The organism is Mesorhizobium loti, from assembly GCF_003148495.1.
GTDB lineage: Bacteria > Pseudomonadota > Alphaproteobacteria > Rhizobiales > Rhizobiaceae > Mesorhizobium > Mesorhizobium loti.
The window spans coordinates 528,316-553,059 of the sequence record NZ_QGGH01000002.1 but is presented as its reverse complement, the minus strand read 5'-3'; the positions used below and the strand labels follow the sequence as shown (position 1 = coordinate 553,059).

Below are 24,744 nucleotides of genomic sequence, written 5' to 3'. Positions count from 1 at the left end.
GGGCGTCCGAATGATTGCGAACATCCAGGTTATGCGCGGCGTTGCAGCGCTCATGGTGGTGCTTGCCCATCTCTCGCTGGCTCGTGGCGGGATGGGCCTCGACACATTCTACCCACGCTATTGGTGGTTCGGCCCGAGCGGGGTCGACATATTCTTTGTCATTTCCGGCTTCGTTGTCACAACCTCGGCCGTCAACCACGGACGAAATTCGACAACCCGATGGCGGACAGCCTGTTCGTTCGCATTGAAGCGGGTCGTTCGTATCTATCCGGTGTACTGGGTCGCCCTTGCGACAGCCGTGGCCGTCATGCCGCCTGTGGGGTCTGCCGTAGGGGGCCTGCCGGAGCGAAGCATGATCGCCAAGATTTTCCTCGCCACTCCATTCAACGACTTTATCGCCCTCTCTTGGTCGCTCTGTTTTGAGATGTGGTTTTATGTCGTCCTGACTGGGATCCTGATTGTCGCCCCTAAAAAGGTCTACTTTGCTCTGTCCGTATGGGCCGCCCTGACCTTGGCAATCGTGCTCTATGGATACGTTTATCATCCCGAATGGTCATGGATTGCCGCCACCAGTCCATTCCAGGTCGAGTTCATGTTCGGCTGTTTCGTCGCGTGGCTGACGAATGCCCCGAAAGAGACGCGTTTCGGTTGGACGGCGTTTGCCGTCGGCGTCGCATGGTACGCCGCTTCCGTCTATTTGAACGCTCAGTATGGCGGCTACGACCCGCGCTGGCGGGCGCCGTTATTTGGCTTGGCATCGGGCTTCATCATCTACGGCGTAGTCGCGCTGGAACTGCGCAAGGCCTTTTTCCTGCCCCGCATGATGTTGCCGATCGGAGCTGCATCATACTCGTTGTATATATGGCATCAGTTCATTTTTTTCGTGTGTATCTACGTCACGGAACAATTCGGATTGTTCGAGGCTGTGCCAGGACCAGTGCTTCTAATCGCCTGGGCCGCCATTGCCGGGTTAGTCGCTTTTTCGAGCTATCGCTTAATCGAGTTGCCCACGATGAAGCTCATCAATCGTCTGTTAGGGGAGCATCGTCGCCCATTGAGCGAGGTAGCGTTGAACGGTGAGCGGAAGGCGTCTCTCGGCGCAACCACAAGCTAATATCGATCCAGAGAAAGTTGAGCATCATGAGCGTTTCAGAAACTAGTCAACCGTTTGAGAGTTCCGAGCCGCCAGCAGTGGCCACTTCGCATTTCGTTCGCGACTATCGCAACCTCACCAAGGGCCTCATCGAGGCTGTGGGCCATGAAAAGGCGATGCACCAAGGCGTCGGTGGCGAATATGAAGGCATTGGCAAGATCGAGGCGGCATTGATGACGCATCTCGGGCTGGCCGAGGGACATTTCGTTGTCGATGTCGGTTGCGGTTCCGGGCGATTGGCGGCCGCGCTCTCGCGTGGACGAAAAATCGCCTATCATGGCACTGACGTCGTGCCCGAATTTTTGGACTATGCGAGAGCACATTCGGCGGAGGATTTTCGGTTCAGCCTTGTCGACGGATTGTCGATTCCCGAGGCTGATAGCGTCGCCGACTTCGTGACCTTCTTTTCAGTCGTGACGCATTTGATGCTCCACGAAACTTATACCTACCTGTTGGAGGCCACGAGAGTGGTCAAAGCAGGTGGCCTGATCGTTTTGTCATTTCTCGACCCTTCAAATATTTGGCATTGGGAAACTCTCCTACGCACTGCGACAGAGGCTCGTGCTGGCAGGTTGGTTCATCTGAACGCGTTCATCGAGCCGAAAACGATGAAGACGCTCGCCGATCGGCTAGGCTTGGAAGTCCAAGCCATCCACAATACGGGCACACGGTTCATCCCCGTCACGGAGCCAATTGCGCTGTCTTGGGGCGGGATGGTTAGAGAAGGAACGACTAACTATGCTCCAGGGGACCTTTGTGAGCTCGGTCAATCCATCGCTGTCCTTCGCAAACCCCTGTTCCCGTCCGCTTTCTGACCTATCGGCGCAATCGAAATTGGGGCAGGTCAAAGCAGGGGCGCATTCGCCCTGGCGCGTTAGGTGACAATTGTCAGAGACCTACACCGCCTTCGGTGTGACATCAAACAGACAGAACCGCATGGCGATTTCATTTGGAACGCCGCCAGTCGTATTCTGGCCAGTGATGAAGAACGATTGGCCGATGCCCACCCGGCATCGCGAAAGCGGTGTCGATCTGCACCACGCCAGCGGTTGTCGTGTGGTAGCCAGAGACGTAGGTGAATCCATCGGCGCCGACCACGAAGTCGATGTCGATCTTCATGTTGCCGCCGTTCTGGGCACCGGCGTAGGTGTAGACCGTGGTACCAGGCAGCTTGACGCGGATGGTCTTGGTGTTGGCGTCTGCTGCAATGTTGAATGCCGCCGTAATCCGACCGCGCTGGCCAGCCGCGACGAAACCGGCCGCCATCGCCTTTGAGGCCAACGCGGTTTCTACCGTGGTGTTTGGCGTCACAGCTTGTGCGCCTTGATAGAGAATAATTCCACTCGGTGCGCGAAAGTTTAGTTGCTCCAAGACCGGCAGACAGATCATTTCACAGCCGGCCGAGGTCGGGTGATTGATCACCGCCATCAGCCGTGTAATAGGCGCTATCCCACAGTTCCTTGTTGGTGATCAAAGTACCGTGAAGGCTCTCATGGCCTACAACGTGAGCTTGAGACCCAGATAGTCGCCATCGCCCATCGACATCCGGCAATAGTTGCAATCAGTTTTGATCTACGCCACCCGTGCTGGGATGACCTTTAAATGAGTCGCCTGAATTTTGCAGGAGAGCTTGAGAGCGCCGCCGACCAGATAGCGGACATATCCCGCGCCGATCTCCAAATTGTACTTCGTAGGGCCGCACTGATGCTTAGAAACGTCGCCGGCGTCGATCTGGGCGCGAGAACAGACGAATTGCTTTTTTGGAGTCGCAGCGGAGATGGAGGTTTCCAAGTCCGATTTGATCAAAAACGATCGTCAGCGATTGGCTTATTGCCAAGCTTATCTGCCTGATTTGCCAGAGCTTGACGAAGACAACGAGAGACCACTCCAAATCTGAGCATGAAACCGGCGCCTTCCGCTATCCCTGTCCGAAATACGCCTTGTACCACTCGACGAACCGCCCGACGCCCTCGGTTACCGTCGTCGCCGGGCGGTAGCCGACCGCCTGCCCAAGCGCCGTGGTGTCGGCAAAGGTATCGGGCACATCGCCGGGCTGCAGCGGCAGCAGTTCGATGATCGCTTTGCGGCCAAGCGCATTTTCCAGCGCCTCGACATAGGCGGTCAGCTTCACCGGGTTGTTGTTGCCGATGTTGAAGATGCGCCAGGGGGCGCTGCTTGTGGCCGGATCGGGACAGCTGGAGTCCCAGGCGGCATTGCCCGTGGGCGGGCTGTCGCTGGTACGGATCACGCCTTCGGCGATGTCCTCGACATAGGTGAAGTCGCGCGTGTGGTTGCCGTTGTTGAACAGCTTGATCGGCTCGCCGGCAAGGATGTTCCTGGTGAACAGGAAAAGCGCCATGTCCGGGCGCCCCCAGGGGCCATACACGGTGAAGAAGCGAAGCCCGGTCGTCGGCAGCCCGAACAGATGGCTGTAGCTGTGCGCCATCAGCTCGTTGGCGCGCTTGGTCGCGGCGTAGAACTGCAGCGGGTGGTCGGCCGGCCGGTGCTCGGAAAACGGCATGTCGGTGTTGGCGCCGTAGACACTCGAAGTGCTGGCATAGGTCAGGTGCGCAACGGCTTTGTTGCGGCAGGCCTCCAGCATGTTGGTGTAGGCGATGATGTTGCTTTCGACATAGGCGTGCGGGTTTTCCAGGCTGTAGCGAACCCCGGCCTGGGCAGCGAGATGGATCACCCGGTCGAATGCGTGGTCGGCAAAGCAGGCATCAACCACGCTTTTGTCGGCGAGATTGCCGCGAATGAAATGATAGCCCGCATTGGTCTTGCGGCTCGCCTCCTCCAGCAGCCGGAGCCTCGCCTCCTTGATCTGCGGATCGTAATAGTCGTTGACGTTGTCGATGCCGACAACCTCATCGCCGCGCTCCAGCAGCCGTTTCGATACGTGATATCCTATGAAGCCGGCAGCGCCGGTGACCAGAACCTTCATCTGAAACGCCCGCCCGTATAGCCTGACGACAAAGCCTTTACCTAGTAGAGCACACTTGGGTTTTCGCAAAGCTCCTCTTTGTAACTTGACAGATCAACCAGTTGAATTGTCCCGGCCAATACCCGCAAGTTCGGCCAAAAGACCGGCCAAATACTCCCCGCGACCACGACTTTGTGCATGGATATCAGAACGTTAGGCATGTAGAAACATCGGCCACCTGATCATCATCCGCATGGGCGACATCGCTGGCGCCCAATGCCGCAGCGGTGACAGATGCCTATATCCGGCGGAAGCAGCCATCGCGCTCGGTCTGTTGGCGTCGGAACACCCAATGGCCCAGTATCACTACGCTTCACGGCCGACGCATTAGATGCGCTGTTTCCGAAACCTAAATGATTGCCTAGCGGACACCACGCCGAAAATCCGCCGTGCCAAGGCTTGATTGCTCAAACCTTGGCCCTGCTCGCGCCCTCAGCCGCGCTTCAGCAACGTCCACACAGCCGGCACCAGGCTTGCCGCAAGGGCAACCTTGATCAGGTCGCCGACGATGAAAGGCACGACGCCGAACTGCCACGACTTTTCCGGGCCGATCAGCAGCGCCAGCCAGGCAAAGCCCATCGCCATCATGACGATTTCGGCAACCAGCATGGCGTTGAAAAGCTTGATCGGATGGCGGTCCCAGCCGCGATCGGCGGCCCAACCAACAATTGCCGCCATGACCACGAAGCCGGCGAGATAACCGCCGGTCGAGCCGAGCATGTAGGCAATGCCGATGCCCTTTTCCGGGGTGCTCTGGAAGACGGGGAAGCCCATGGCGCCCTCCGCCATGTAGAGCAGCAGGGTGGCCACGCCGAGACGCATGCCGAAGGCGGCGGCGATCAAAAGCACGGCCAGCGTCTGCATCGAAATGTCGACCGGCCCGAGCAGCACCTTGGTCTTGGCCGACAGGGTCAGCACCAGCGTTCCGGCGATGGCCAGGAGAAGCTGCGTTGCCAGCCGCGCCGCGCCATTTTGCGGCAGAGCCAGAGACACAAGCGGACGCATCGTAGTTGCAATTGCCATGGTATTTCCCCAATCCGATCGCCGCTATCCGATGTTCGCGGCCTCGCATTCTCCTATATTGGCTTGCGTGTTATGCGGCAATCGGTTTTGCCGTTTCCTGAAACAAGGCGCGGATACATCCGTCATGGCACTCAAATTCGATACCTCCTTCGACCCCTTCTATGGCCAGGGGGTGAGCGTCGCACCCGATATCCAGCGCATCACGGCCCGAAATCCGAGCCCCTTCACCTTTTACGGCACGAACAGCTACATCGTTGGCCGCGATACGCTGGCGGTGATCGATCCGGGACCGGACGACGAGGCGCATCTACACACCCTGCTCGATGTGATCGCGGGCCGGCCGGTCAGCCACATTTTCGTCAGCCACACGCATCGCGACCATTCCCCGCTGGCGGCCCGGCTGAAAGAGCGCACCGGCGCTACCGTGCTGGCAGAGGGGCCGCACCGGCCGGCAAGACCTTTGCACATCGGCGAAACCGACGCGCTCGATGCAAGCGCCGACACGGCTTTCGTCCCCGATTTCGTCCTGCCAGACGAGGAGGTGGTCGACGGCGACGGCTGGTCGATCAAGACGGTTCTGACCCCAGGCCACACCGCCAATCACGCGGCATTCGCGCTGGAGGGAACCGGCATCCTGTTTTCCGCAGATCATGTCATGGCCTGGGCGACATCCATCGTCGCACCGCCGGATGGGGCGATGGCTGATTACATGACATCGCTGGACCGGCTGATCGAACGCGGGGACCGCCTGCTGCTGCCTGGACATGGCGGGCCGGTGACGGCACCGCGCGCCTTCATGCGCGGGTTGAAGACGCATCGCAAGATGCGCGAGCGCGCGATCATGGAACGGATCAGCGTCGGCGATCGAACAATCGCCGACATGGTCAACACGATATATCGCGACACCGATCCCCGCCTACACGGCGCTGCCGGACTGTCAGTGCTTGCCCATATCGAAGATTTAATTGCGCGTGGTCTGGTCAGGACCGATGGTGCCCCGGCCATCAATGGTATCTTCACCCCTGCCGCGTAGGACTCTCAGGTGTCGTCAGAATTTGTCACTCCGGTTTGAAACCACACCTAGATTTCTGCCTTTTTCCGAAAAGGACGACTCCGGATTGTTCCCTTGCGAAAGCGCTTTTGACCGGGAAGCCTTCTTTGCAGCCGTTCTCGAAAACTCACTTCCAGCATCCGCTGCCGTTCTGTTTTGCTCATGCGCGAAACATCCTGCGCGCTTATTTCGCGATGGACCGGTATCGGTAATGCAACGATGAACGCGATATCGTTGGCCGCCGGCACGGTTTCATCGTGATCGGGATTATAGACCCGCTCATGAAGCGGCGGCCGGTGGTCAAACTGGATCCCGACCAAGATCGCATCAAGGGGTGTTCCGTCCGGGGCCTTCCCTCGTTGATTGACGATCACCTGGAATTTCACGGCCAATGGTATCGACTTTCGCCAGCCTTTGGGCGGTCGCAGAACCTTATCGCGGGATGCGTTCGGCAGCTTAGTTGCCATTGGCCATCTCCACAGGCTGCTTCGATGCCGTTGCCTCGATGGCCTCGAACTGGCGTTTCAGATCCAGCCCGGCATTCTTGTCGTGAACAAAGAATTGGCGAAATGCGATGCGCTGTTGATCGCGCCACGCAATCAATTCACGCAGCTTGGTGCCGTTGTAGGATCTGATGAATTTGCTAACACGGTCGTGAAAAGCGTTAATGGGAACCGCCGATAGACCGTTACCGTCCCACATGTCGATCAGTATCGTGCCGCGCGGTTGTGTCCGCTCCAACAAACGCGTCTTCTTAGCCTCATCCGCAGCCTCCGAAGGCGTAAGCTCAGAAAGCCTGGCGCGATCCATCTCGTCTTCGGCATGGACATTTGCGAGATCGTCGGGCCACCCTGCCCTAAGGGCCGCGGCTTCCGCACATTTGATGATCTGCCCGCGTGGGCGAAGCGGCCAAGGCGTGCGGCTATCAAGGCACCTGTCGCCATCCTCACCATGCCGGATTGGCGCGATTTCATCCCACCAAACCTGCCCTACAATTCGGTGCCATCGCCCCTTCGAATGCCGAAACGGTGTGACAATACAATCAACGATTCCATGTGGGTTTGAACGAGGGTTCTTGGCGCTCTCGCTAAACGTCATCCGCGCCGCCCCCGAGTCCGGGCGATACGTCCCCGTTCTGTCGGCAATCGCTCGCAAACCGCCAATCGTGGTGACAATAACAAATTGCCTTTTTTTTGAGTTCTGCTCGTTCAGGACAAAGGCGCAAATCTGCCGTCTAAACGGGTTGAGCCCCAATGCCCGGCTCGTTTCAATGAACTGATCAAACTCCCGCCGACTCAGGCCGCGATTCATGTCCCAGACAAGGTCGAGTTGTGCGGGCGTAAGTTCGTATCTTTGGAAAGTTGATGTCGTTGGCGGAAACAGATCCGGCCGAGAAGCGATGTTCATGGTGGTTCATGCCCCTCGAATTCGAATGGAGATTTCGCCATTGCCTAGCGACGCGCCCGCGATATCGGGAAATTCTCGATCAATCTGCGCCAGCCGTGCGCGCCTTGCACCCGAGGTGTGGCACTCCTTCAAAAGGTCGATCAGTGCTTGACGTTCAAGAAGATGTTTTCGGATCGCCGTTTCATTGAGCTTAGGATCCTGCGCGACCCAGAAACTCGACGGAATCACGCTTTCATCCGTGACGATCACTCGCGGGTCGACATCAAACGCTCGGACATGCGCCAATGGATGGCGATAGACTCTTCCCGGCAATTCCGTGATGACGCTTGCTAGGAGGGTTCGAAGCCGCGTCGTCCTGTCCTCCAAGCGCTTTTTCCTGTCTCCTAATTTCCTCAGGTAATTCTTGAGGCCTTCGCAATCGGCTTGGTCGGTTTGAATGATCTCAATCATCTTGCCGATGAATCGATCAACATTCGATTCGGCGTCAATCATGTCTGTCAGGAGATCCTCGTCGTCATCGCCACAAATTTCTCTCAGATAGGAAATTTGTGATCGAATTTGGTTTGCATCCAATCTATGCAACTCGTTCATTTCTCACCTCTACATACTCTATACAAATCTACAAAACCGGTACGCGCATCCATTAACGCTCCACGTTCTTAAGCAGTCAACTGCAATCATTATGGATTTATTGCTTGCTTTGAGATTTATTCTCTCTGCGTTGGACTGCTCCCCTGCCGCCGCAGCGACCGCCGTTTGGTGGCGATCGTGCGCGGCAAAAAAGGGATGGCGTCCTCGCTGACACTTGCTGGTCAGAACATTATCCGAATCGGCGTTTGATCTCGCGCGACCGTTCGATCAAGCCTCTCGCTGTGGAAGGCAATCAAAAACCGCTTGCGGTCGACTTCGATCGAGCAACCGCAACCAATGTCGGCGTCGATTCGTACCCTAGGCACGAGCAGATAGTCGTTTCTTGCTCGGCAGCCACCCTTTCGGGGTGTTCCTGGGCCATATCTTGTAGCGATGATCGATGTCTATGTGCCGAATTGAACGAAAAGGGCAGAGCGCCGCGCTTCAAACGCCGCGCGATCTTTAAGCCCAGATGCTCAAATGATCACGTATTTCGGCATTGGACGTTCGGGGCTACGAAATTCTTCTGGCATATCGGTGGGCGGCGACTTCGACAACCAAGCCTGATAGGCGATTGCATATTCTTCGTATTCCTTGGTCCAAGCTGGTGCCGCCGTAGACATTCTCGGACCGGTGTAAGGTACTCCGAATACCTTATGAACCATGCAATCCACGTGGCGAATTCGGACGAGCCCGCCGAATGTACCATAAGGTGGCTTTGCATCTGGTTTTGGCACTTCCCAGAGAAATTTGCAGTCTGTCTCGTTCTCAGTAAAATAAATTCCGCCGCCCTGGAGGTATTGACCACTAAATTGGAAGCTTCCAATCTGACGTAAAACATCCAGAAGTCGCGCCCAGCTCTCTCTATCCGGATCCAACGGCTGATATTTCTCTCGATGCCATACTCTTCCATTTGATAGCCGCCATGTCTCATTTTTAAGAGCAATGGCCGATAGAGCTATCCGCTTGAAGCTGGGATCATGGTTTAGGATGTGGGCGGACAAATCTTGAGAATGGACCCGCTGCATGATCACCAAAATCGCTCCACCCTTATCGTTAAGGCGCGTCGCGATGTCGGCTTTATAAAATTGATTTACGAAACTGCGCCGTTTCTCATTTTTGGCATGGCTTGGCGATAGCGGGTCATCAACGATAATGAGATCGGCGCCTCGGCCGCTGATTTGATGTCCAATGATCGCGAAGCGGATCGAACCGCCACGCGAGAGAGCGATGTCAGAAGCGGCTTTGTCAAAATTAACATGCGGGAATAACGCCCTGTAGCGCGGCGATGACATTAGCTTTCGCAGCTTTGCGAGTAGCTCGATCCCAAGCCCTGGATTTCCGACCACTATCAGAATTTGCTTTGTCGGATTCCTGCCGAGCAAAAATGCCGGCAAAGCGATCGATCCGCAAAACGACTTCAACGAGCGCGGCGGTGCGTTTAGAATCAACCGCCCCTGCCCGCCGTTGGCGATGCCCGCCAACGCGTCCACCATAACGTCGATATGCCAGTTGGCATGCAATGGTCCGGGGTGAATTTCGCGAAACGCAAAATCCACAAACAATCGAAACTGCGTGCGGTAGCCCAGCTTAAGCTTGGTGGACTTGTCCATTGCTGCCGTCTCCATAGTCTGGGTCCTTCTTAGTCAGATCGCTGACGTAGGCGTCGAAAGCGGCATGGTCCTCGTCGGTCGTTACAAACGCTTCCGCCGGGGTCGACACATCCAGAATTTTCAGTAGCAATTGGCGTGCCTGGTTTTTCCCAGTTATGGCGTCGTTCACCAAACTGGTGATGAGCGCTTCTCGCTTTGTTAGCTTGATCTCTTGGCCGCTTTCCCGAACGACAATGATCTTATCAAGTTCGTTTGCCAGCAGAACGCTCGCGCTCTTAATTCTCGGAGGCCGACCTTTTGGATTGCCGGACCTTCCCTTCTTGAACCTGGTTTCACGCGGCGGATTTTTGTATCCGACAGGCTTTTTCTCGTCCATGTTCATGCCTCCTTCTGGCTTTCACGCTGTTGGTGAACCACAGAAAGCGGTGTCATATCGGGTAAGAGCTTTGGTTCGACCCCGGTCCGTTCCCGGAACCTTCGCATGGTCACATCGACAAACTTCGGTTCAATCTCAATCAGGCATGCACGACGCCCGGTAAGCTCCGCCGCTATGAGGGTCGTCCCTGAGCCGCCAAATGGATCGAGAACCACATCGCCAGGATTTGTGGCATCGCGGATCGCATCGGCAATCATCATGAGTGGCTTTACGGTCGGGTGGTCTTTAAGATCGCGCTTGCGCGTTTTGGAAAAGCCTGAAGCGCCCGCATATTGCCAAACATTTGACCGATAGCGTCCCATACGGCCAAGCTGCACGTTGTTGATATGAGCAGCTTCACCGTGTTTGAAAACCGCGATCAGCTCGTGTTGGCTCCTATAATGAGACCCTAGCCCGGCGTTGGGTTTGACCCATGCGATGATGTTGAGAAGCTTTGAATAGGCCTCCTCGCCAATCCCGATCAGCAGGCCGATCATGCGCCAGTCGCTGAACACGTAATGCAACGAACCGTCTCGCGAGTGCAGACATGCCAACGAGAGCGCTTTGCACAGAAACTCCCTGAACTCCTTTCGCGACATTTCACCCGAAGCCATCTGAAAATCCGGGTGCTTGACTGATCCCTTGCCGCTTACGTTGCCTGCGATAGGGGTATTGTAGGGCACGTCCGCAACAACGGCTTGAGCAAGCTCTCCGCGCAACACCGCACTATAGCTGGCGGCCTCTCGCGCATCACCGCAGACGATGCGATGGCTTCCCAGCGCCCAGACGTCTCCATCTTGCGTAACCGGATCGTTGGGCGGAGCGGGCACCTCATCGTCCTGGTCAGCAACGCTCAAAGAGGGTGTGACCAGCCTATCAATTTCAATGCCATCGAACCCAGTCAGGGTAAGATCGAAATCTGTTGTGATTAGGCCTTTAAGCTCCTCCGCGAGCAGCTCAACTGACCAAACCGAATCCAGCGCCAGCTTGTTGTCGGCTAGGCGCAGCGCGCGCTTCTGAACGTCAGACAACCCCAGTATGCGGATCACGGGAACTATCTGCAGGCGCAGCTGCTTAGCCGCCGCGACGCGGCCGTGCCCGGCAATGATCTCGCCGTTCTCGTCAATCAGCGGTGGGTTGGTGAAGCCGTACTCGGTGATGCTGTGAGCAATCTTCGCGATCTGTTGTCTCGAATGAACTCGGGCATTGCGCGCATAGGGGCGCAGCGCTGTCACGTCCATCATTTCCATACTGGTTATGCTGCCCGACATTGCGGCCTGCTCCACACCCACCAGATCATCTGGTCGGGCACCATAAGGCAACCTCACCGAAAAACTCTCTTTATGTCAAGCAAATAATGAGGTTTATCTGACGTTTTCATATCTTTTATAAGTATGTACCCTCGTCAATTGACTAAATTCGCTTGTGTAAATTCGATTTGTAAACGGCGGATTCCACATTTCAATTTACTGCACATAAAACCGTTGATTTCAGTATTGATATTATGGTGCCAATTCTCGCTAATTATGAACTGTTAGTTACCGCGCACTGAGCCTCGGCTGGTTTCCGCGAAATTGAGACGGCGGATAATCGCGGTGAATTACCGCGAATTGAACCCGGCCAGTTTATGGCGAATGACCGTTCTGGTCAGGCGGGAGGAAAAGTGTCTGCGGAGGTCGCCGGCTTACGCGCATCGCCTCGAAACCAAGTGCGGACCATACTCCGAGCGGGCTCCCTATGCCGGGCCTGGCGCCGGCAAAAGCAACCTCGAAGCGTGCACTCGTCTGCTGACAGGCGTTGAGCAGCCGTTAAAGTTTGAGTAATCGCGTTTCCCAGCGGGAAAGCAGTCTTGTGTATTCTAGCCGAATGCGGCGACATAGAATGCAAGCCCGGATACAAGACCTCAAGCTTGGCTGGAGCCTCCCTCCGCCAACCGATGGCCGTACCGAATATTTTCTTATTGAGCGGAGCTGCGGGTACCGGCTATTTCGGCGACGACTTCTCCGCCAATGACTATACGGCGGCTGCGCTGGGAACCGCTTGTAATGTCAAGGGTAACATTTCTATCGAGAGGGGGGCGCATTTATCATGTGCCCGGTCAAAAATTCTATTCGCAAACCATCATCCGACCGGAATTCGGAGAGTGCTAATTCTGTTCAGAGGCGGAGCACGACGGGCGGGTTGGCGAATATCGAAGCGATGAGCCGAGTTGCCAGCGATGAGGCCTATGTGTTGGCCATCTGCGATGAGGTTTTCGGAGAAATATCCGAAAAACAAAAACGCTTCGAGTTCCTACGTGGTGATCCCGGCAAGAACGGCGCCCGCCGCAAGCTTCCGATTGACGCATATTATTCGGGTCTGAGCATTGCCATCGAATATCGGGAGCAACAGCACGCAAAAGCCGTGGCTCACTTCGACAAGCCAAATCGTCTGACGATCAGCGGCGTCCATCGCGGTGAGCAGAGACGTCTCTATGATCTACGCCGCCGTGACGTACTGCCGGCAAATGGAATACGGTTGATAGAGATCGATTGTACCGATCTCGCCCACAACAACAGACACCGGCTTGTGCGTGACCGAGTTCGGGACCGCCAAGTGATCGAAGGGATGCTGGGACCACTTCGAATTGCCGGCAACTATCACGCCGCCAGCTTCTAGGCGCTCCTCGATTTGGTTACCCTGCGCATCACTGTTATTCCGATTTCTATCCCTGATGGCCCAAATAAAAGTCCCTGTTGAATTGAGTAGGGAATCTGTCTGATATCTTTCTCATTTCATTGGATATTTCCAGGCGGGTATCCTCCAAAAACAAGCGTTTTTGGGCCAAGATCCCTGTATATTGCGCTCGAACAGGGATTGCCGGCCTATGGCGCTCAATTACCCCAATGCCCTACTCGGCCGGAGCCGCGCCAACCTGACCGGCAACTTCCTGGTCCAGCTCCGCCAGGAAATCGGTGATGCGCGCGGCGTTGTCGCCGAGGTCGTAGCGGCCGTATCGCGAAGCTGATCGCATATCGACGATGACCGTATCGCCATCGTCCGTCACGCGGATCGCCACATCGGCGGGAAGGCCGAGCACAAAGCCCTTGGCGACGGCGGTAATGGTCACGTCGCTTTGCCCGGCGAGGTCGGGATAGGGTTCCGACAGATCCCAGTTGCGCCGGTCGAGGACGGTTTCGACGGCATTGACGACAGTCTCGAACGGCAGGTCGTAGCTGCGTGCGCTGACCAGCGGATAGCTGTCGGTCTGCAACCGCTGTTCGCCAGGCGTCGACGGCGCAAGCACGTTCATATCCTTCGTCCGGTCGCTCACGTCGAGCGCCGGCGGTTCGTCGAAATCCGTCGAGATATCCCTAAGCGGCGGATAGATTGTCGCCCAGTAGGCGGCGACGCTATAGGGTGCGAGCACCAGCAGCGCCAGCAGCGCGCCGACCGTCAGGTCGCGACCGCCGCGGTCGCCGAAGTTCCACAGCCGCGAAAAGGCAAACCCGGCAAACAACAGCGCCAGGGCCGCCAGCAGCGCGACAATGCCCAGCACCCACAGGAAGACCGGTGTTTCGACGAGATCGAAGCGGTGGCCGACGAAGACCGTCAGCAGCAACACCAACGAAAAAGCGGCCGTGCGCCGCGACCATCCGGCCGCCTTCGACGTTTGCCGTTCGGGAATGCTAACCATCGTTTTCTGCGCTGCCCCAACCCGAACGGACACTTAGTGCCTTTTTGCGATGGCATGAAGCCGAAACATGCACCATCGCGTCAATCCGTCGGCAAGCGATAGTCCTTGAACTGCTGGCGCAAGGTGATCTTCTGGATCTTGCCGGTGGCGGTGTGCGGAATTTCGCCGACGAAGGCGACATCGTCCGGCATCCACCATTTGGCCACCTTGCCGTCCATGAACTCGAGAATATCAGCCTTGCTGGGTTCCTTGCCCGGCTTGCGGACGACGACCAGCAACGGCCGTTCGCCCCATTTCGAATGATGGACGCCGATGGCTGCCGCCTCGGCGACATCGGGATGGCCGACGGCCAGATTCTCGAGGTCGATGGTCGAAATCCATTCGCCGCCGGATTTGATGACGTCCTTGGCGCGATCGGTGATCTGCATATAGCCGCCGGCGTCGATGTGAGCGACGTCGCCGGTGTCGAACCAGCCGTCCTCGTCGAACTGTTCCGGGCCGGCGCCCCCATAATAGGCGCGGGCAACGGCCGGCCCGCGCACTTTCAGGCGGCCAAATGTTTTGCCATCCCAGGGCTGCGCGTTGTTGTCGTCGTCGGTGACCTTCATTTCGACGCCGAAGGGCGGGTAGCCCTGTTTCTGCTGCACATCGAGCCGGGCTTCCCCCTCAAGACCGGCATAGTCCGGCTTCAAGGTGCACAGCGTGCCGAGCGGCGACATTTCGGTCATGCCCCAGGCATGGATGACCTGGACATCGTAGTTCTGCTGGAACTTGGTCATGATCGCGCGCGGGCAGGACGAGCCGCCGATGACGACCTTGTTGAGATGGGGAAGCTTCTTGCCGGTCTCTTCCAGATGCTGCAGCAGCATCATCCAGACGGTAGGCACGGCGGCGCTGAAAGTCACCTTCTCGGTGTCGAGCAGTTCGTAGATCGAGGCGCCGTCCATCTTGCAGCCAGGCATGACCAGCTTGGCGCCGATCATCGGCCCGCTCTGGCCAAGGCCCCAGGCATTGGCGTGGAACATCGGCACCACCGGCAAGATCGTATCGCGTGACGACAAGCCCATGGCGTCGGGCATGGCGGCGATCATGGCGTGCAGCACGTTCGAACGGTGGCTGTAGACGACGCCCTTTGGATCGCCCGTGGTCCCCGACGTGTAGCACATACCGGCGGCGGTCCCTTCGTCGAAGGTCTTCCAGGCGAAGTCGCCATCCGCCTCATCAAGCCAGTCTTCATAGGCGACCACATTGGGCAATGTCGTCTGCGGCATGTGTGCCTTGTCGGTCAGGACGATGACCTGTTTCAGCGACTTGACGGCACCGGCTATCTTCTCGATCAGCGGCAGAAAGGTCAGGTCGACGAAGACGGCCTTGTCCTCGGCATGGTTCATGATCCAGACGATCTGCTCGGGAAACAGCCGCGGATTGAGCGTATGGTAGATGGCGCCGATGCCCATGATGCCGTACCAGGCCTCGATGTGGCGCGCGGTGTTCCAGGCCAGCGTGGCGATGCGGTCGCCCAAGCCATAGCCGTCACGTTCCAGCCGCTGGGCGACCTTCAGGGCGCGGCGATGGATGTCCGCGTAGGTGGTGCGCACGATCGGCCCCTCGATCGAGCGCGACACGATCTCGCGCACGCCATGCTGCCGCTCGGCATTGTCGATGAGCTTGTGGCAAAGCAGCGGCCATTCCTGCATCAGTCCGAGCATTCGGTCCTCCCTCACGCTTTTGCGTTGTGCTTTTTGTGCCATTGTGGAGCGAACCGGCGGATTGTCCAGCCGCCAGCACCGTCGAGTGCTGCATTGATCGACATGACAGCGGCAGCCGCCACAATCCGGCCATCGTCGGCATTAAGTTTCGTTAACGGGCAAAGGGGTGCGATTGGCGACTGAAAGAGGTTCGCATGGACGCGCAGCTCGACGACAAGGCTCTCGAGAGTACGCTTGCCGAAAGTCTGGCCGATCTGGTGCCGGATACCAAGACTGTTTCCGAAGATGAATTTGTTGAAGTTGTCGGCGGCGCGCTCGAAGCGGTCGGCGGCACGCTGCTGTTCAAGATGTGCGTCCAGAACCATGGTGAAGGCCAGCACGTCGCGGCCGCATCCGTCGGCAATGGCGGCAATCGCCAGTTCCTGCTGCTCACCTTGCCGACCGGCGGTGGTTCCTTGAAAGTCGAGACCGTATCGAGAAGCAGCAATCCGGTCGCCGGTATCGCTGCTGCCTATGCCGGTCTTATGGACGTGTTCAAGGCCGCCGCCTGATCGCTTGCGGAAAGTAGTTCAAGGATCTTCGGAGGCGCGATCCGTCAGTTGCAGGGCCACAGCAGGCCTTGCGCAATGCGCTTGCGCGACACACTTAAAGTCGACGCAAGGAGACCCCCATGGATCAGATCGCCAATCCCGCCCCCGGTTTTCAACGCAATCCCGATAAGGTCATCACCATCGAGCCCTTTGCCGGCACGGTTATAGTGCGCGCTGGAGACGTGGTCATTGCTTCAACAGCGAAGGCCAAGGTGTTGGCCGAGGCCCCCTATCCCGCGGCCTTCTACATTCCGTTCGCCGACATCGATTTCGGCAAGCTCAGCAGCACCGAACACTCGACCCATTGCCCCTACAAGGGCGATGCGAGCTATTGGAGCGTGCTGCCTGCCGGCGAGACCGGCCAGAACGCTATGTGGGCCTATGAACGGCCTTTCGACGAAATGACTGAAATCCGCAACCACGGCGCATTCTACGCCAGCAAGGTCACGATCGAAGCCACGCCTGACTGAGCAAAACCGCCTTCGTACTGGAAGCATGATCTTTCCTGGGCCGTACCATGCTCCACGGTATATTGAGATTCAGGTCAGGCCGCGCCGAGAATGGTGGTTTCCGAGAACCGGAGCGGAGATGTGCCTTAGTCGGTGGTGCCGTGATTGCCGACCCCGTCGGCATCGTCGAGCCGCACAAAGGTCAAGCCCTTGGCCTTGAGCGCCAGCAGCCCCTGCACTACGCCTTCGCCGGCCGCATGGGTCGGCTGGTTGATGTGCGAGATAATCACATCACCGTCCTTGGCCGCTGCAATGCGCCGCGCGGTTTCCTTGGCGCCAAGCAATGAGCCACCGTCGCCATTTATCGAGAATCCCGCGATCTTGAAGCCAAGCTTGCGGATCATGGCGATTGCCGACGGGCTGTATTCGGCGGTCGCGCCACGAAACCATTTCGGCGCCGGCTCGCCGGTCCTGGCAAGAGCGGCGGCACCCGACTCGACCTCGGCCAGCACCGCGTCCGGGCTGCCGGCGCTGCGGATGCCGTAGATTTTCTGCGGCGTATCGACCGCCGGGATATGATGGCCGCCGTGATTTTCCAGTTCGAACAGATCGGGATGCGCCCGCATGATCTCGACAGCGGCGGCGTTTCGCTTCAGCCAGATGCCGGTCACGAAAATGGTGGCGGGGATCTTGTTGTCCACCAGCGCCGAAAGGATCCGGTTGTCGGTCTGTCCGCCGCAGGCATCGAGCGTAAGCGCAACGCGGCCGGCTCCGCTCGCCTCCGGTCTGATGTGCAGCGTCGGCTCGACGAGCGGCGCGGCATGGCCGGCGGATATCATCGCCAACGACATGGCGATCATGCAGAGATTTTTTTGCAGCAGGCGCATCAAACCGAATTCCTGACCGGTCATTTCAAGCAGGCATCCCAAGACCCGCATGAAGGCGGAAATCGGGATGCTGCATAGCAGAAAAGCGCCCGGCGCGACAATTTGACCGTTCGTGTGGCGAACAGGCCATTCCACGACGGCGATAGCGGTTTGCGCGGCGCATGATCTCAGATGGCGCGCTCCAGCTTCATTTCGGTGCGCGAAAGAACCTCGCGCACCGCGTCGACAACAGGCTTGACCTCCAGGCCCCAGACGCAGCAGGCCTTGCTGGGATCCGGCGCGCGGCAGAGGTCCTTGGCCACGCATATGCAAGGCAATGGCGGCTGGAGCGAGATGCTGGGCACGCCGACTGGCCCCCAGCGCGACGGATGCGTCAGACCGAACAGCCCGACAACCGGGGTCCCAGTGGCTGCGGCCATGTGCATCGGGCCGCTCTCGTTGCCAAGAAATAGCCGGGCTTGCTTCAGCACCGCCAGCAGACTTTCGAGCGACAGGGCCCCCACGAGATTGACGACCGACGGCGCGGTCCTGGCGACGATACGTTCGGCAATCTCCCGCTCGTCCGGGCCGCCCACCAGAACGACGTCCAGGCCGGTTTCGCCCGTAATCTCGACGATCGCCGCGGCAAACCGCTCCGGCTGCCAACGTCGCCCCTCGAAGCTTGCACCAGCATGCACGGCAATGAAGGCGTTTGGCCGCAGATGGTGCTTGCCCAGCAGCGCCAATGCTTTCGCCGTTTCCAACGGCAGCGGCTGAAGGCTCGGAATCACCGTGCGAAGGTCGATGCCGAGCGCTTCGAGCGGCGACAGGTAACGGTACAGAAAATGCTGGCCATCAAAGCCGTAGGGCCTGGCAAAGACATTGGCGGGCTGCCGCTCCAGCATACGCAAGGGTCTTTCGGAAGGATTGTAGCCGACGCGGGTCTTTGCGTTGACCAGCCCGCTGACAATGCGCGACGTCTTCGAATCGGTCAGGTCGATCGTCAGGTCGAAGCGGAAGCGGCGCAACGCCCGCACCATGGCGTAAAGCTCTTTCCCGCGCTCCAGGGGGGTGCCGCGCATGCGGGCGCGCCTGAACGTGACCACCTCGGAAGCGATGCCATGGGCGATCACGAAGCTCTCGAAGCCAGCCTCACACAGAAACACGAGCCTGGCGCCGGGAAATTCGAGCCGCAAATTTTGTGCAAGCGCCGAGGCGAGGACGAGATCTCCTATGAACTTCGTTTGAATGACCAGGATCGAGTGGAACGGCGCGGGTGAACTCTGCAACATCTGTTTCCAGGAGCAATTGGCGGGGTGTCCGCAAATTGGGCGGAAAAATTGTCGAGATTATGCAAACCCGCCAGCACGTTCGCGTGACTTGTTTTACAAAACGGTAAGCTCAGCCGGGATGGACTTCTATCCGCGGCCGGCCTTCGCGACCAGCACCGCTGCCTGCGCGGCCGCCAGCCTGGCGATCGGCACGCGATAGGGCGAGCAGGACACGTAGTCGAGGCCAACCTCTTCGCAAAAGCGGATCGAGGCCGGGTCGCCGCCATGTTCGCCGCAAATGCCGAGCTTGATGTCGGGCCGCGTCGCCCTGCCTTTTTCGGCGGCCATGCGCACCAGTTCGCCGACGCCGTCGATATCGAGCGAGACGAACGGATCCTGATCGATGATGCCCTTCTGGCGGTAGGTCTCCAGGAACGAGGCCGCATCGTCGCGCGAAATGCCAAAGGTCGTCTGGGTCAGGTCGTTGGTGCCGAAGGAGAAGAACTCGGCCGTAGCGGCGATGACATGGGCGCGAATCGCCGCGCGGGGGAGCTCAATCATGGTTCCAGTCAGATAGTCGATCTTGACGCCGGTTTCCTCCATGACGCTCTTGGCAACCGCATCGATGCGCGTCTTGACGTAGTCGAGCTCCTTCACCAGGCCGACCAGCGGCACCATGATCTCGGGAACCACCAGCGCGCCGGCCTTCCTGCCGGCCTCGACGGCCGCCTCGAAAATGGCGCGCGCCTGCATCTCGGCGATTTCAGGATAGGAGACGGCCAGCCGGCAGCCGCGATGGCCGAGCATCGGGTTGAACTCGTGCAGGGCCTCGGTGCGCTGCCTGAGCTTATCGGGCGAGACATTCATGGCGGCGGCGACTTCTGCCACTTCACCTTCGGTCTTTGGCAGGAATTCGTGCAGCGGCGGGTCGAGCAGGCGGATCGTCACCGGCAGGCCGGCCATGATCTCGAACAGTTCGAGGAAGTCCGAGCGCTGCATCGGCAAAAGCTTGGCGAGAGCGATGCGCCGGTCCTTTTCGGTGTCTGCCAGGATCATCTCGCGCATGGCGACGATGCGCTCGCCGTCGAAGAACATGTGCTCGGTGCGGCAAAGGCCGATGCCTTCAGCACCGAAGGAGCGCGCCATGCGCGCGTCGAGCGGCGTTTCGGCATTGGTGCGCACCTTCATGCGGCGCACCGCGTCGGCCCATTCCATGATGGCAGCGAAATCGCCGGACAGTTCCGGCTGCAGCATCGATACGGCGCCCTTCAATATCTGGCCGTTGCTGCCATCGATGGTGACGATGTCGCCCTTGCGGAAGGTCGAGCCCATGGCCATCAGCGTGCCGGCCTTGTAGTCGACGCGCAACGAGCCGGCGCCCGATACGCAAGGCTTGCCCATGCCGCGCGCCACCACCGCGGCGTGGCTGGTCATGCCGCCGCGCGTGGTCAGGATCCCTTCGGCCGCATGCATACCGTGAATGTCCTCGGGGCTGGTTTCGATGCGCACCAGGATCGCCTTGCGGCCTTGCGTCTTCAATTCCTCGGCATCGCCGGAGGAAAAGACAATCTCGCCGGTGGCGGCACCGGGCGACGCCGGCAGGCCGATGCCAATGACATCGCGCGCAGCCTTGGGGTCGATGGTGGGGTGCAGCAGCTGGTCGAGCGAGGCCGGATCGATGCGAGCGACCGCTTCCTCTTTCGTGATCAGTCCGTCCCGCGCCATCTCGACGGCAATTTTCAACGCCGCCTTGGCGGTGCGCTTGCCGGAGCGGGTCTGCAGCATCCACAATTTGCCGCGCTCGATGGTGAATTCGAGATCCTGCATGTCGCGGTAGTGCTTTTCCAGGCTGTCGGAGATGGTGACGAAGGACTGGAACGCGTCCGGCATCAGCTTCTGCAGCGATGGTTTGTCCGAGCCCGCAGCAATGCGCGCCGCCTCGGTGATGTTCTGCGGCGTACGGATGCCGGCAACGACGTCTTCGCCCTGCGCGTTCACCAGGAACTCGCCATAGAGCATCTTTTCGCCGGTCGACGGGTTGCGGGTGAAGGCAACGCCGGTGGCCGAGGTTTCGCCCATATTGCCGAACACCATGGCCTGGACATTGACCGCCGTGCCCCAGCTTTCGGGAATATCGTGCAAGCGCCGGTAGGTGATGGCGCGATTGTTCATCCAGCTCGAGAACACGGCGCCGATCGCGCCCCACAGCTGCTCGTGCGGATCCTGTGGAAACGGCTTGCCGAGTTCTTCCTCGACCTTGGCCTTGTAGAGCGCGATGACGCCCTGCCATTCGAGCGCCGTCAGTTCGGTGTCGAGCTCATGCCCAAGCCCGCCCTTCTGGTCCTCCAAGATTTCCTCGAAGACCTCATGGTCGAGGCCCATGACGACATCGGAATACATCTGGATGAAGCGGCGGTAGCTGTCATAGGCAAAGCGCGCATCGCCGGAATCGGCGGCCAGCGCCTCGACCGTCTCGTCGTTCAGCCCGAGATTGAGCACGGTGTCCATCATGCCGGGCATCGAGGCGCGGGCCCCCGAACGCACCGACACCAGCAGCAGTTTCGACGGGTCGCCGAACCGACGCCCGCTCAGGTGTCCGATATGATCGAGCGCAACCGCGACATCGGCTTCCAACCCGTCCGGATAGGTACGGCCATTGGCATAATAGGCGTTGCAGACCTCGGTGGTGATGGTGAAGCCCGGCGGCACCGGCAGGCCCAGGCTGCACATCTCGGCCAGGTTGGCGCCCTTGCCGCCCAGCAGATTCTTGTCGCCGGCACGGCCTTCCGCCGCGCCATCGCCAAAGGTGAAAACCCATTTGGTCATGCTTTGCTCTCCGGTTGCAGGAGATTGGAAAGATTGGCGAAACGGAAAGTTCCGCCGCGTCCGACTGTCGAGCGATATGATGCTGCAGTGCGAAAGGCAAGGCGTCGGCAAAGCCGTGCGACCCCTACAATCGATTAAGCAAAAGCTACGTCCAAAGATGCGTCAAAAAGACTTGCCATGCGGGGGCATTTGATATAGAACATAAAGGGAACAAATAGGTACTCCATGAAACTGGCCGGAAAGCTCGACTATCTGGAAATGCCGGCAACCGGTGGAACGTTGGACCGGCTCAAGGCTTTCTACAGCGCTGCTTTTGCCTGGTCGTTCACCGATTATGGGCCGACCTATTCGGCCTTTGCCGAAGGTCTGGACGGGGGTTTTCAGGCCGACGCCGCCGAAGCGCCATCAAAGCCACTGCCCGTGCTCTACAGCAGGGAACTGGAGGAAACGCTGCGCGCTGTCGAAAGTGCCGGCGGCACGATCGTCAAGCCGATCTTCGCGTTCCCCGGCGGCCGGCGCTTCCACTTCGTCGATCCGGCCGGCAACGAGATGGCGGTGTGGTCCGAATAGCCCGCACGCATGCCCTCTGGCGGCAGCTGCGTTGGCTGCCCGATTGGACGTTCTGACCATTGCTCATAAGGATTGTGCTTTTCGGCTGCTCTGCTAATAACGCGCCGCACAAGCGACTCTGACGGCAATTGGGGCGTCGCCAAGTGGTAAGGCATCGGTTTTTGGTACCGACATTCCCAGGTTCGAATCCTGGCGCCCCAGCCATCCCGCCGCGGTTTATTTCGGCCAAGAGGACGCGAGAGTACCTTTGCGATCTTCCATGAAGCCGATCGGCTAATAATTCGACTGCCAACGCCGTCGCGGCAAATTCGGTCACCACTTGCGTGATCTGGACAGTGTCACCTTGAACATCTCTCTCTTTCCATACATAGGTCGACCGGTGGGTGGCGGCTCAACATGGACCTTCGATGAACCTTCCTATCTTCGCCATCAACCTCGATCGCGAGACCGGTCGCTGGAGCGAATTGCTCGCCAGCGCCGAAGCGGCGGGCCTCACCTTGCAGCGCATTGCCGCCGTCGACGGCCGCGCCCTCGCCAAAAAAGACTGGACGGAGATCGATCTTCCAGCCGCGCGCAAGCTGAGCGGGCGTGACATTCTGCCCGGCGAATATGCCTGTTACCGCAGCCATATCCAGGCGCTGGAAACGTTCCTGACCGGTGGCAGCGCCCATGGCCTGATCGTAGAGGACGACGTCCTCTTCAGCGAAAACACCATGCGGCGCATCGAGGCCATCATCGCGGCGGTGGCGGATTTCGACGTCATCAAGCTGACCAACCATCGCATGAGCTTCTTCATGCGCGCCGTCGAGACGACGGAAGGCGACGAGATCGGTCGCGCGCTGCATGGCCCGCAAGGCTCGGCCGCCGCCTATCTGGTGACGCGGGAGGGGGCGCAGGGGCTGTTGTCGGCGCTCGCCGTAATGAAAATGCCATGGGACGTCGCACTCGAACGATTTTGGGATACCGGCTTGAAGGTCTATTCGGCCCGCCAAAACGTGCTTGGCTTCGCCGCCAGCAGCAAGATTTCCGGCATCGCCGGCCCTTCGGGGAGCTACAAATCCGCAAGGCTTGGCGGGCCGAGCCGGCTAAGTGCCGGGGCGTTGCGGGCCAGCGACGAGCTGCGCCGCCTGCATCACGTCCTGCTGCGGCCCCCTTTGCCTCGAGAAATCCCGGACTACGCCCGGCACGACGCGCCGCGTAACGCCCTGCTTCTGTTGCTGACGTCATTCGCCATTCTCGCTTTGGTCTCCTCGGTCTGGCGCGAGGCCGACACCTATCGCTATGCGGGCCTGGCGCTGGCCTTGGTCGCAGTCGTCCGCTGGTTCAGGGTGGATTTATGGACCTACGGCAAACCGCTGATCGGTTGGGTCGGCGGTCTGTGCATGGGTTGGTCGCTCTATGTCTTCATCCGACTGGCGATCGTCTATTTCGGTACCCACCAGTTGGGTGGCTCCGAAGGCATTTACATGTTTCCGTTGTTCTACGCGACGACCGGCTTCGCGTTTCTGCTGTTTGTCAGGCAGCCCGCGCGGCTCGTGCTCTGGTTCATGATCCTCAGTCTTGTCTTCCTGGCGGCGGACACCTTCTATTCGGACATGTTTCAAGGCATCCAACCGACCCCGCGGCTTTTCAACAATCCCATCCACGCGTCGGTGGCGGCCGGTTTCATCTTCCTTTGCGCGCTGCAATTCATGGCGTACACGGCCCAAAGAACGGACCTGAGGAAAGCAACCAAGAACCTGCATTGGGCGCTGTCGGTAGCCGTCCTGCTGTTTGCCCTCGTCAACATCATTGAGATGCGGTCAAAGGGTGTCTGGCTTGCGCTTGCGCTCGCCCTGCTCTTGTTGGCGGTCATGACCCTGGCGAGAGGCCATCGCCGCGAACTGCTGGTTTCGGCTGGCGTGCTGGCCATCGTGGCGGCCTGCATCGTCGCAACACACAACGTGTTCTCGTCCACCGCCAGCGACACCATGATCTTCGTCAAAGCCTTGGTTCCGGATGTCTTGAGGCATGGCGTCCTCCCGGCCTTCGACCGCGCCATCGCGAGCGATACGGTTCCGCTTGCAGCCAAGGAACGGCTGATGCTGTGGGCGGATGCGATCGAGATCTGGAAACGCCACCCGATCTTCGGAGCCAGTTCGAGCTGGCTGACCGAATGGGAGCACAGAACCTATCATCCCATGATCTTCAACGTCTTTCACAACGGTTATCTGGAGATTGCCGTGCGCTATGGTGTGGTCGGACTGGCGTTCTTTGCCTTTCTCTACGCCTGGTCGTCCCGGCAGGTTCTGATGGCCATGCGGGCCAAGCTTATCGCTCCGGCCGCTTGGTCCTGCTACATCTCAACACTGGTCTTCTTCGCCATAACCATCCTTACCAATTCAAACAACCGGCTGGCTATGGGTGAGGCTTTCATGTGGTTCGCTGCAGCGTTTGGCTTCTATTGTTTTTATATTCGCCAGCAGAAGAACCTTGTCGCGCCGCGAACCTATTTTTAGGGCCGGCTTTCGCA

General features: G+C 58.9%; 23 protein-coding genes, 1 tRNA gene and 1 pseudogene. 10 read left to right on the top strand and 15 right to left on the bottom strand.

What is annotated here, in order from left to right:
* Window positions 1-10: 10 nt before the first annotated feature.
* Both C8D77_RS11160 and C8D77_RS11155 read left to right on the top strand, forming a co-directional pair.
* Entirely contained in the window at window positions 11-1,114 is a 1,104-nt protein-coding gene (locus C8D77_RS11160) for an acyltransferase family protein (protein ID WP_109662349.1), read from the top strand.
* 26 nt (window positions 1,115-1,140) lie between these two features.
* Window positions 1,141-1,968: a class I SAM-dependent methyltransferase gene (locus C8D77_RS11155; RefSeq protein WP_109662346.1), complete on the top strand. Its 828-nt coding sequence runs from the start codon at window positions 1,141-1,143 to the stop codon at window positions 1,966-1,968.
* Between the two features lie 130 nt (window positions 1,969-2,098).
* On the opposite strand, the gene C8D77_RS11150 is transcribed toward C8D77_RS11155, so the two are convergent.
* The 4 genes from C8D77_RS11150 to C8D77_RS11135 form a co-directional block, all read right to left on the bottom strand.
* Window positions 2,099-2,581 carry a hypothetical protein gene (locus C8D77_RS11150; RefSeq protein ID WP_146211778.1) on the bottom strand — a complete coding sequence of 161 codons (483 nt, stop codon included), beginning with the start codon at window positions 2,579-2,581 and terminating at the stop codon, window positions 2,099-2,101.
* A 144-nt stretch (window positions 2,582-2,725) separates the two neighbouring features.
* Window positions 2,726-2,959 carry a hypothetical protein gene (locus C8D77_RS37575; protein ID WP_170136706.1) on the bottom strand — a complete coding sequence of 78 codons (234 nt, stop codon included), beginning with the start codon at window positions 2,957-2,959 and terminating at the stop codon, window positions 2,726-2,728.
* Between the two features lie 112 nt (window positions 2,960-3,071).
* Window positions 3,072-4,097, bottom strand: a complete 1,026-nt coding sequence (locus C8D77_RS11140) for an NAD-dependent epimerase (RefSeq protein WP_109662342.1) — start codon at window positions 4,095-4,097, stop codon at window positions 3,072-3,074.
* Window positions 4,098-4,568: 471 nt separating this feature from the next.
* Window positions 4,569-5,159, bottom strand: a complete 591-nt coding sequence (locus C8D77_RS11135) for a biotin transporter BioY (RefSeq protein ID WP_109662340.1) — start codon at window positions 5,157-5,159, stop codon at window positions 4,569-4,571.
* Window positions 5,160-5,283: 124 nt separating this feature from the next.
* On the opposite strand from C8D77_RS11135, the gene C8D77_RS11130 reads away from it, so the two are divergent.
* A complete protein-coding gene (locus C8D77_RS11130) occupies window positions 5,284-6,192 on the top strand; it encodes an MBL fold metallo-hydrolase (RefSeq protein WP_109662338.1) in 909 nt (302 codons plus the stop codon).
* 47 nt (window positions 6,193-6,239) lie between these two features.
* On the opposite strand, the gene C8D77_RS11125 is transcribed toward C8D77_RS11130, so the two are convergent.
* The 6 genes from C8D77_RS11125 to C8D77_RS11100 form a co-directional block, all read right to left on the bottom strand.
* Complete coding sequence (locus C8D77_RS11125) at window positions 6,240-6,677, bottom strand: hypothetical protein (protein ID WP_109662336.1); 438 nt, start codon at window positions 6,675-6,677, stop codon at window positions 6,240-6,242.
* Window positions 6,667-7,617, bottom strand: a complete 951-nt coding sequence (gene bet, locus C8D77_RS11120; protein ID WP_109662334.1) for a phage recombination protein Bet — start codon at window positions 7,615-7,617, stop codon at window positions 6,667-6,669. Before bet ends, C8D77_RS11125 begins: the two co-directional genes overlap by 11 nt.
* Window positions 7,618-7,623: 6 nt before the next feature.
* Window positions 7,624-8,208: a siphovirus Gp157 family protein gene (locus C8D77_RS11115; RefSeq protein ID WP_109662333.1), complete on the bottom strand. Its 585-nt coding sequence runs from the start codon at window positions 8,206-8,208 to the stop codon at window positions 7,624-7,626.
* Between the two features lie 515 nt (window positions 8,209-8,723).
* Window positions 8,724-9,860, bottom strand: a complete 1,137-nt coding sequence (locus C8D77_RS11110; protein WP_146211777.1) for a hypothetical protein — start codon at window positions 9,858-9,860, stop codon at window positions 8,724-8,726.
* The gene (locus tag C8D77_RS11105; protein ID WP_109662331.1) at window positions 9,838-10,236 is read right to left on the bottom strand and encodes a DUF5681 domain-containing protein; all 399 of its coding nucleotides are present in this window, start codon (window positions 10,234-10,236) and stop codon (window positions 9,838-9,840) included. The genes C8D77_RS11110 and C8D77_RS11105 overlap by 23 nt, the downstream gene beginning before the upstream one ends.
* Before the next feature lie 2 nt (window positions 10,237-10,238).
* Window positions 10,239-11,603 (bottom strand): site-specific DNA-methyltransferase, encoded by a 1,365-nt coding sequence (locus C8D77_RS11100; protein WP_146211776.1) that lies wholly within the window; start codon window positions 11,601-11,603, stop codon window positions 10,239-10,241.
* Between the two features lie 853 nt (window positions 11,604-12,456).
* Here C8D77_RS11100 and C8D77_RS11090 point away from each other — a divergent pair.
* Window positions 12,457-12,933 (top strand): hypothetical protein, encoded by a 477-nt coding sequence (locus C8D77_RS11090; protein ID WP_215732054.1) that lies wholly within the window; start codon window positions 12,457-12,459, stop codon window positions 12,931-12,933.
* Between the two features lie 232 nt (window positions 12,934-13,165).
* Here the strand turns inward: C8D77_RS11090 and C8D77_RS11085 are convergent, their stop codons facing one another.
* Window positions 13,166-13,951, bottom strand: coding sequence for a DUF1499 domain-containing protein (locus tag C8D77_RS11085; RefSeq protein WP_109662328.1), 786 nt, complete (start codon window positions 13,949-13,951; stop codon window positions 13,166-13,168).
* Window positions 13,952-14,031: 80 nt separating this feature from the next.
* Window positions 14,032-15,660 carry a fatty-acid--CoA ligase gene (locus tag C8D77_RS11080; protein WP_109663301.1) on the bottom strand — a complete coding sequence of 543 codons (1,629 nt, stop codon included), beginning with the start codon at window positions 15,658-15,660 and terminating at the stop codon, window positions 14,032-14,034.
* 194 nt (window positions 15,661-15,854) lie between these two features.
* Between C8D77_RS11080 and C8D77_RS11075 the strand changes: the two genes are divergently transcribed.
* Window positions 15,855-16,211, top strand: coding sequence for a hypothetical protein (locus C8D77_RS11075; RefSeq protein WP_109662326.1), 357 nt, complete (start codon window positions 15,855-15,857; stop codon window positions 16,209-16,211).
* Between the two features lie 119 nt (window positions 16,212-16,330).
* Window positions 16,331-16,720: a DUF427 domain-containing protein gene (locus C8D77_RS11070; RefSeq protein WP_109662324.1), complete on the top strand. Its 390-nt coding sequence runs from the start codon at window positions 16,331-16,333 to the stop codon at window positions 16,718-16,720.
* A 125-nt stretch (window positions 16,721-16,845) separates the two neighbouring features.
* Here the strand turns inward: C8D77_RS11070 and C8D77_RS11065 are convergent, their stop codons facing one another.
* The 3 genes from C8D77_RS11065 to ppdK all read right to left on the bottom strand — a co-directional run bounded on the left by C8D77_RS11065 (window position 16,846) and on the right by ppdK (window position 21,662).
* On the bottom strand, window positions 16,846-17,586 hold the full coding sequence (locus C8D77_RS11065) for a polysaccharide deacetylase family protein (protein ID WP_109663299.1): 741 nt from the start codon (window positions 17,584-17,586) through the stop codon (window positions 16,846-16,848).
* A 167-nt stretch (window positions 17,587-17,753) separates the two neighbouring features.
* On the bottom strand, window positions 17,754-18,857 hold the full coding sequence (locus C8D77_RS11060; RefSeq protein WP_109662321.1) for a glycosyltransferase family 9 protein: 1,104 nt from the start codon (window positions 18,855-18,857) through the stop codon (window positions 17,754-17,756).
* A 126-nt stretch (window positions 18,858-18,983) separates the two neighbouring features.
* A complete protein-coding gene (gene ppdK, locus C8D77_RS11055; RefSeq protein WP_109662319.1) occupies window positions 18,984-21,662 on the bottom strand; it encodes a pyruvate, phosphate dikinase in 2,679 nt (892 codons plus the stop codon).
* A 225-nt stretch (window positions 21,663-21,887) separates the two neighbouring features.
* Here ppdK and C8D77_RS11050 point away from each other — a divergent pair, with 225 nt between their 5' ends.
* From C8D77_RS11050 to C8D77_RS11040, 4 genes and pseudogenes are all read left to right on the top strand, one after another.
* A complete protein-coding gene (locus C8D77_RS11050; RefSeq protein WP_109662317.1) occupies window positions 21,888-22,232 on the top strand; it encodes a VOC family protein in 345 nt (114 codons plus the stop codon).
* A gap of 129 nt (window positions 22,233-22,361) precedes the next feature.
* Window positions 22,362-22,436: transfer RNA gene (locus C8D77_RS11045), tRNA-Gln, on the top strand.
* A gap of 203 nt (window positions 22,437-22,639) precedes the next feature.
* A pseudogene (locus tag C8D77_RS38300) lies at window positions 22,640-23,113 on the top strand (glycosyltransferase family 25 protein); the annotation flags it as partial.
* A gap of 21 nt (window positions 23,114-23,134) precedes the next feature.
* Window positions 23,135-24,730, top strand: a complete 1,596-nt coding sequence (locus C8D77_RS11040; protein WP_245951769.1) for an O-antigen ligase family protein — start codon at window positions 23,135-23,137, stop codon at window positions 24,728-24,730.
* Window positions 24,731-24,744 lie beyond the last annotated feature (14 nt).

Coding starts and splice junctions, on each gene's coding strand:
- C8D77_RS11110 (WP_146211777.1), bottom strand. CDS start 9,860: ATGGACAAGTCCACCAAGCTTAAGCTGGGCTACCGCACGCAGTTTCGA.
- C8D77_RS11085 (WP_109662328.1), bottom strand. CDS start 13,951: ATGGTTAGCATTCCCGAACGGCAAACGTCGAAGGCGGCCGGATGGTCG.
- C8D77_RS11150 (WP_146211778.1), bottom strand. CDS start 2,581: ATGGCGGTGATCAATCACCCGACCTCGGCCGGCTGTGAAATGATCTGT.
- C8D77_RS11130 (WP_109662338.1), top strand. CDS start 5,284: ATGGCACTCAAATTCGATACCTCCTTCGACCCCTTCTATGGCCAGGGG.
- C8D77_RS11080 (WP_109663301.1), bottom strand. CDS start 15,660: ATGCTCGGACTGATGCAGGAATGGCCGCTGCTTTGCCACAAGCTCATC.
- C8D77_RS11155 (WP_109662346.1), top strand. CDS start 1,141: ATGAGCGTTTCAGAAACTAGTCAACCGTTTGAGAGTTCCGAGCCGCCA.
- C8D77_RS11135 (WP_109662340.1), bottom strand. CDS start 5,159: ATGGCAATTGCAACTACGATGCGTCCGCTTGTGTCTCTGGCTCTGCCG.
- C8D77_RS11050 (WP_109662317.1), top strand. CDS start 21,888: ATGAAACTGGCCGGAAAGCTCGACTATCTGGAAATGCCGGCAACCGGT.
- C8D77_RS11160 (WP_109662349.1), top strand. CDS start 11: ATGATTGCGAACATCCAGGTTATGCGCGGCGTTGCAGCGCTCATGGTG.
- ppdK (WP_109662319.1), bottom strand. CDS start 21,662: ATGACCAAATGGGTTTTCACCTTTGGCGATGGCGCGGCGGAAGGCCGT.
- C8D77_RS11075 (WP_109662326.1), top strand. CDS start 15,855: ATGGACGCGCAGCTCGACGACAAGGCTCTCGAGAGTACGCTTGCCGAA.
- C8D77_RS11065 (WP_109663299.1), bottom strand. CDS start 17,586: ATGCGCCTGCTGCAAAAAAATCTCTGCATGATCGCCATGTCGTTGGCG.
- C8D77_RS11115 (WP_109662333.1), bottom strand. CDS start 8,208: ATGAACGAGTTGCATAGATTGGATGCAAACCAAATTCGATCACAAATT.
- C8D77_RS11105 (WP_109662331.1), bottom strand. CDS start 10,236: ATGGACGAGAAAAAGCCTGTCGGATACAAAAATCCGCCGCGTGAAACC.
- C8D77_RS11140 (WP_109662342.1), bottom strand. CDS start 4,097: ATGAAGGTTCTGGTCACCGGCGCTGCCGGCTTCATAGGATATCACGTA.
- bet (WP_109662334.1), bottom strand. CDS start 7,617: ATGAACATCGCTTCTCGGCCGGATCTGTTTCCGCCAACGACATCAACT.
- C8D77_RS11125 (WP_109662336.1), bottom strand. CDS start 6,677: ATGGCAACTAAGCTGCCGAACGCATCCCGCGATAAGGTTCTGCGACCG.
- C8D77_RS11070 (WP_109662324.1), top strand. CDS start 16,331: ATGGATCAGATCGCCAATCCCGCCCCCGGTTTTCAACGCAATCCCGAT.
- C8D77_RS11060 (WP_109662321.1), bottom strand. CDS start 18,857: ATGTTGCAGAGTTCACCCGCGCCGTTCCACTCGATCCTGGTCATTCAA.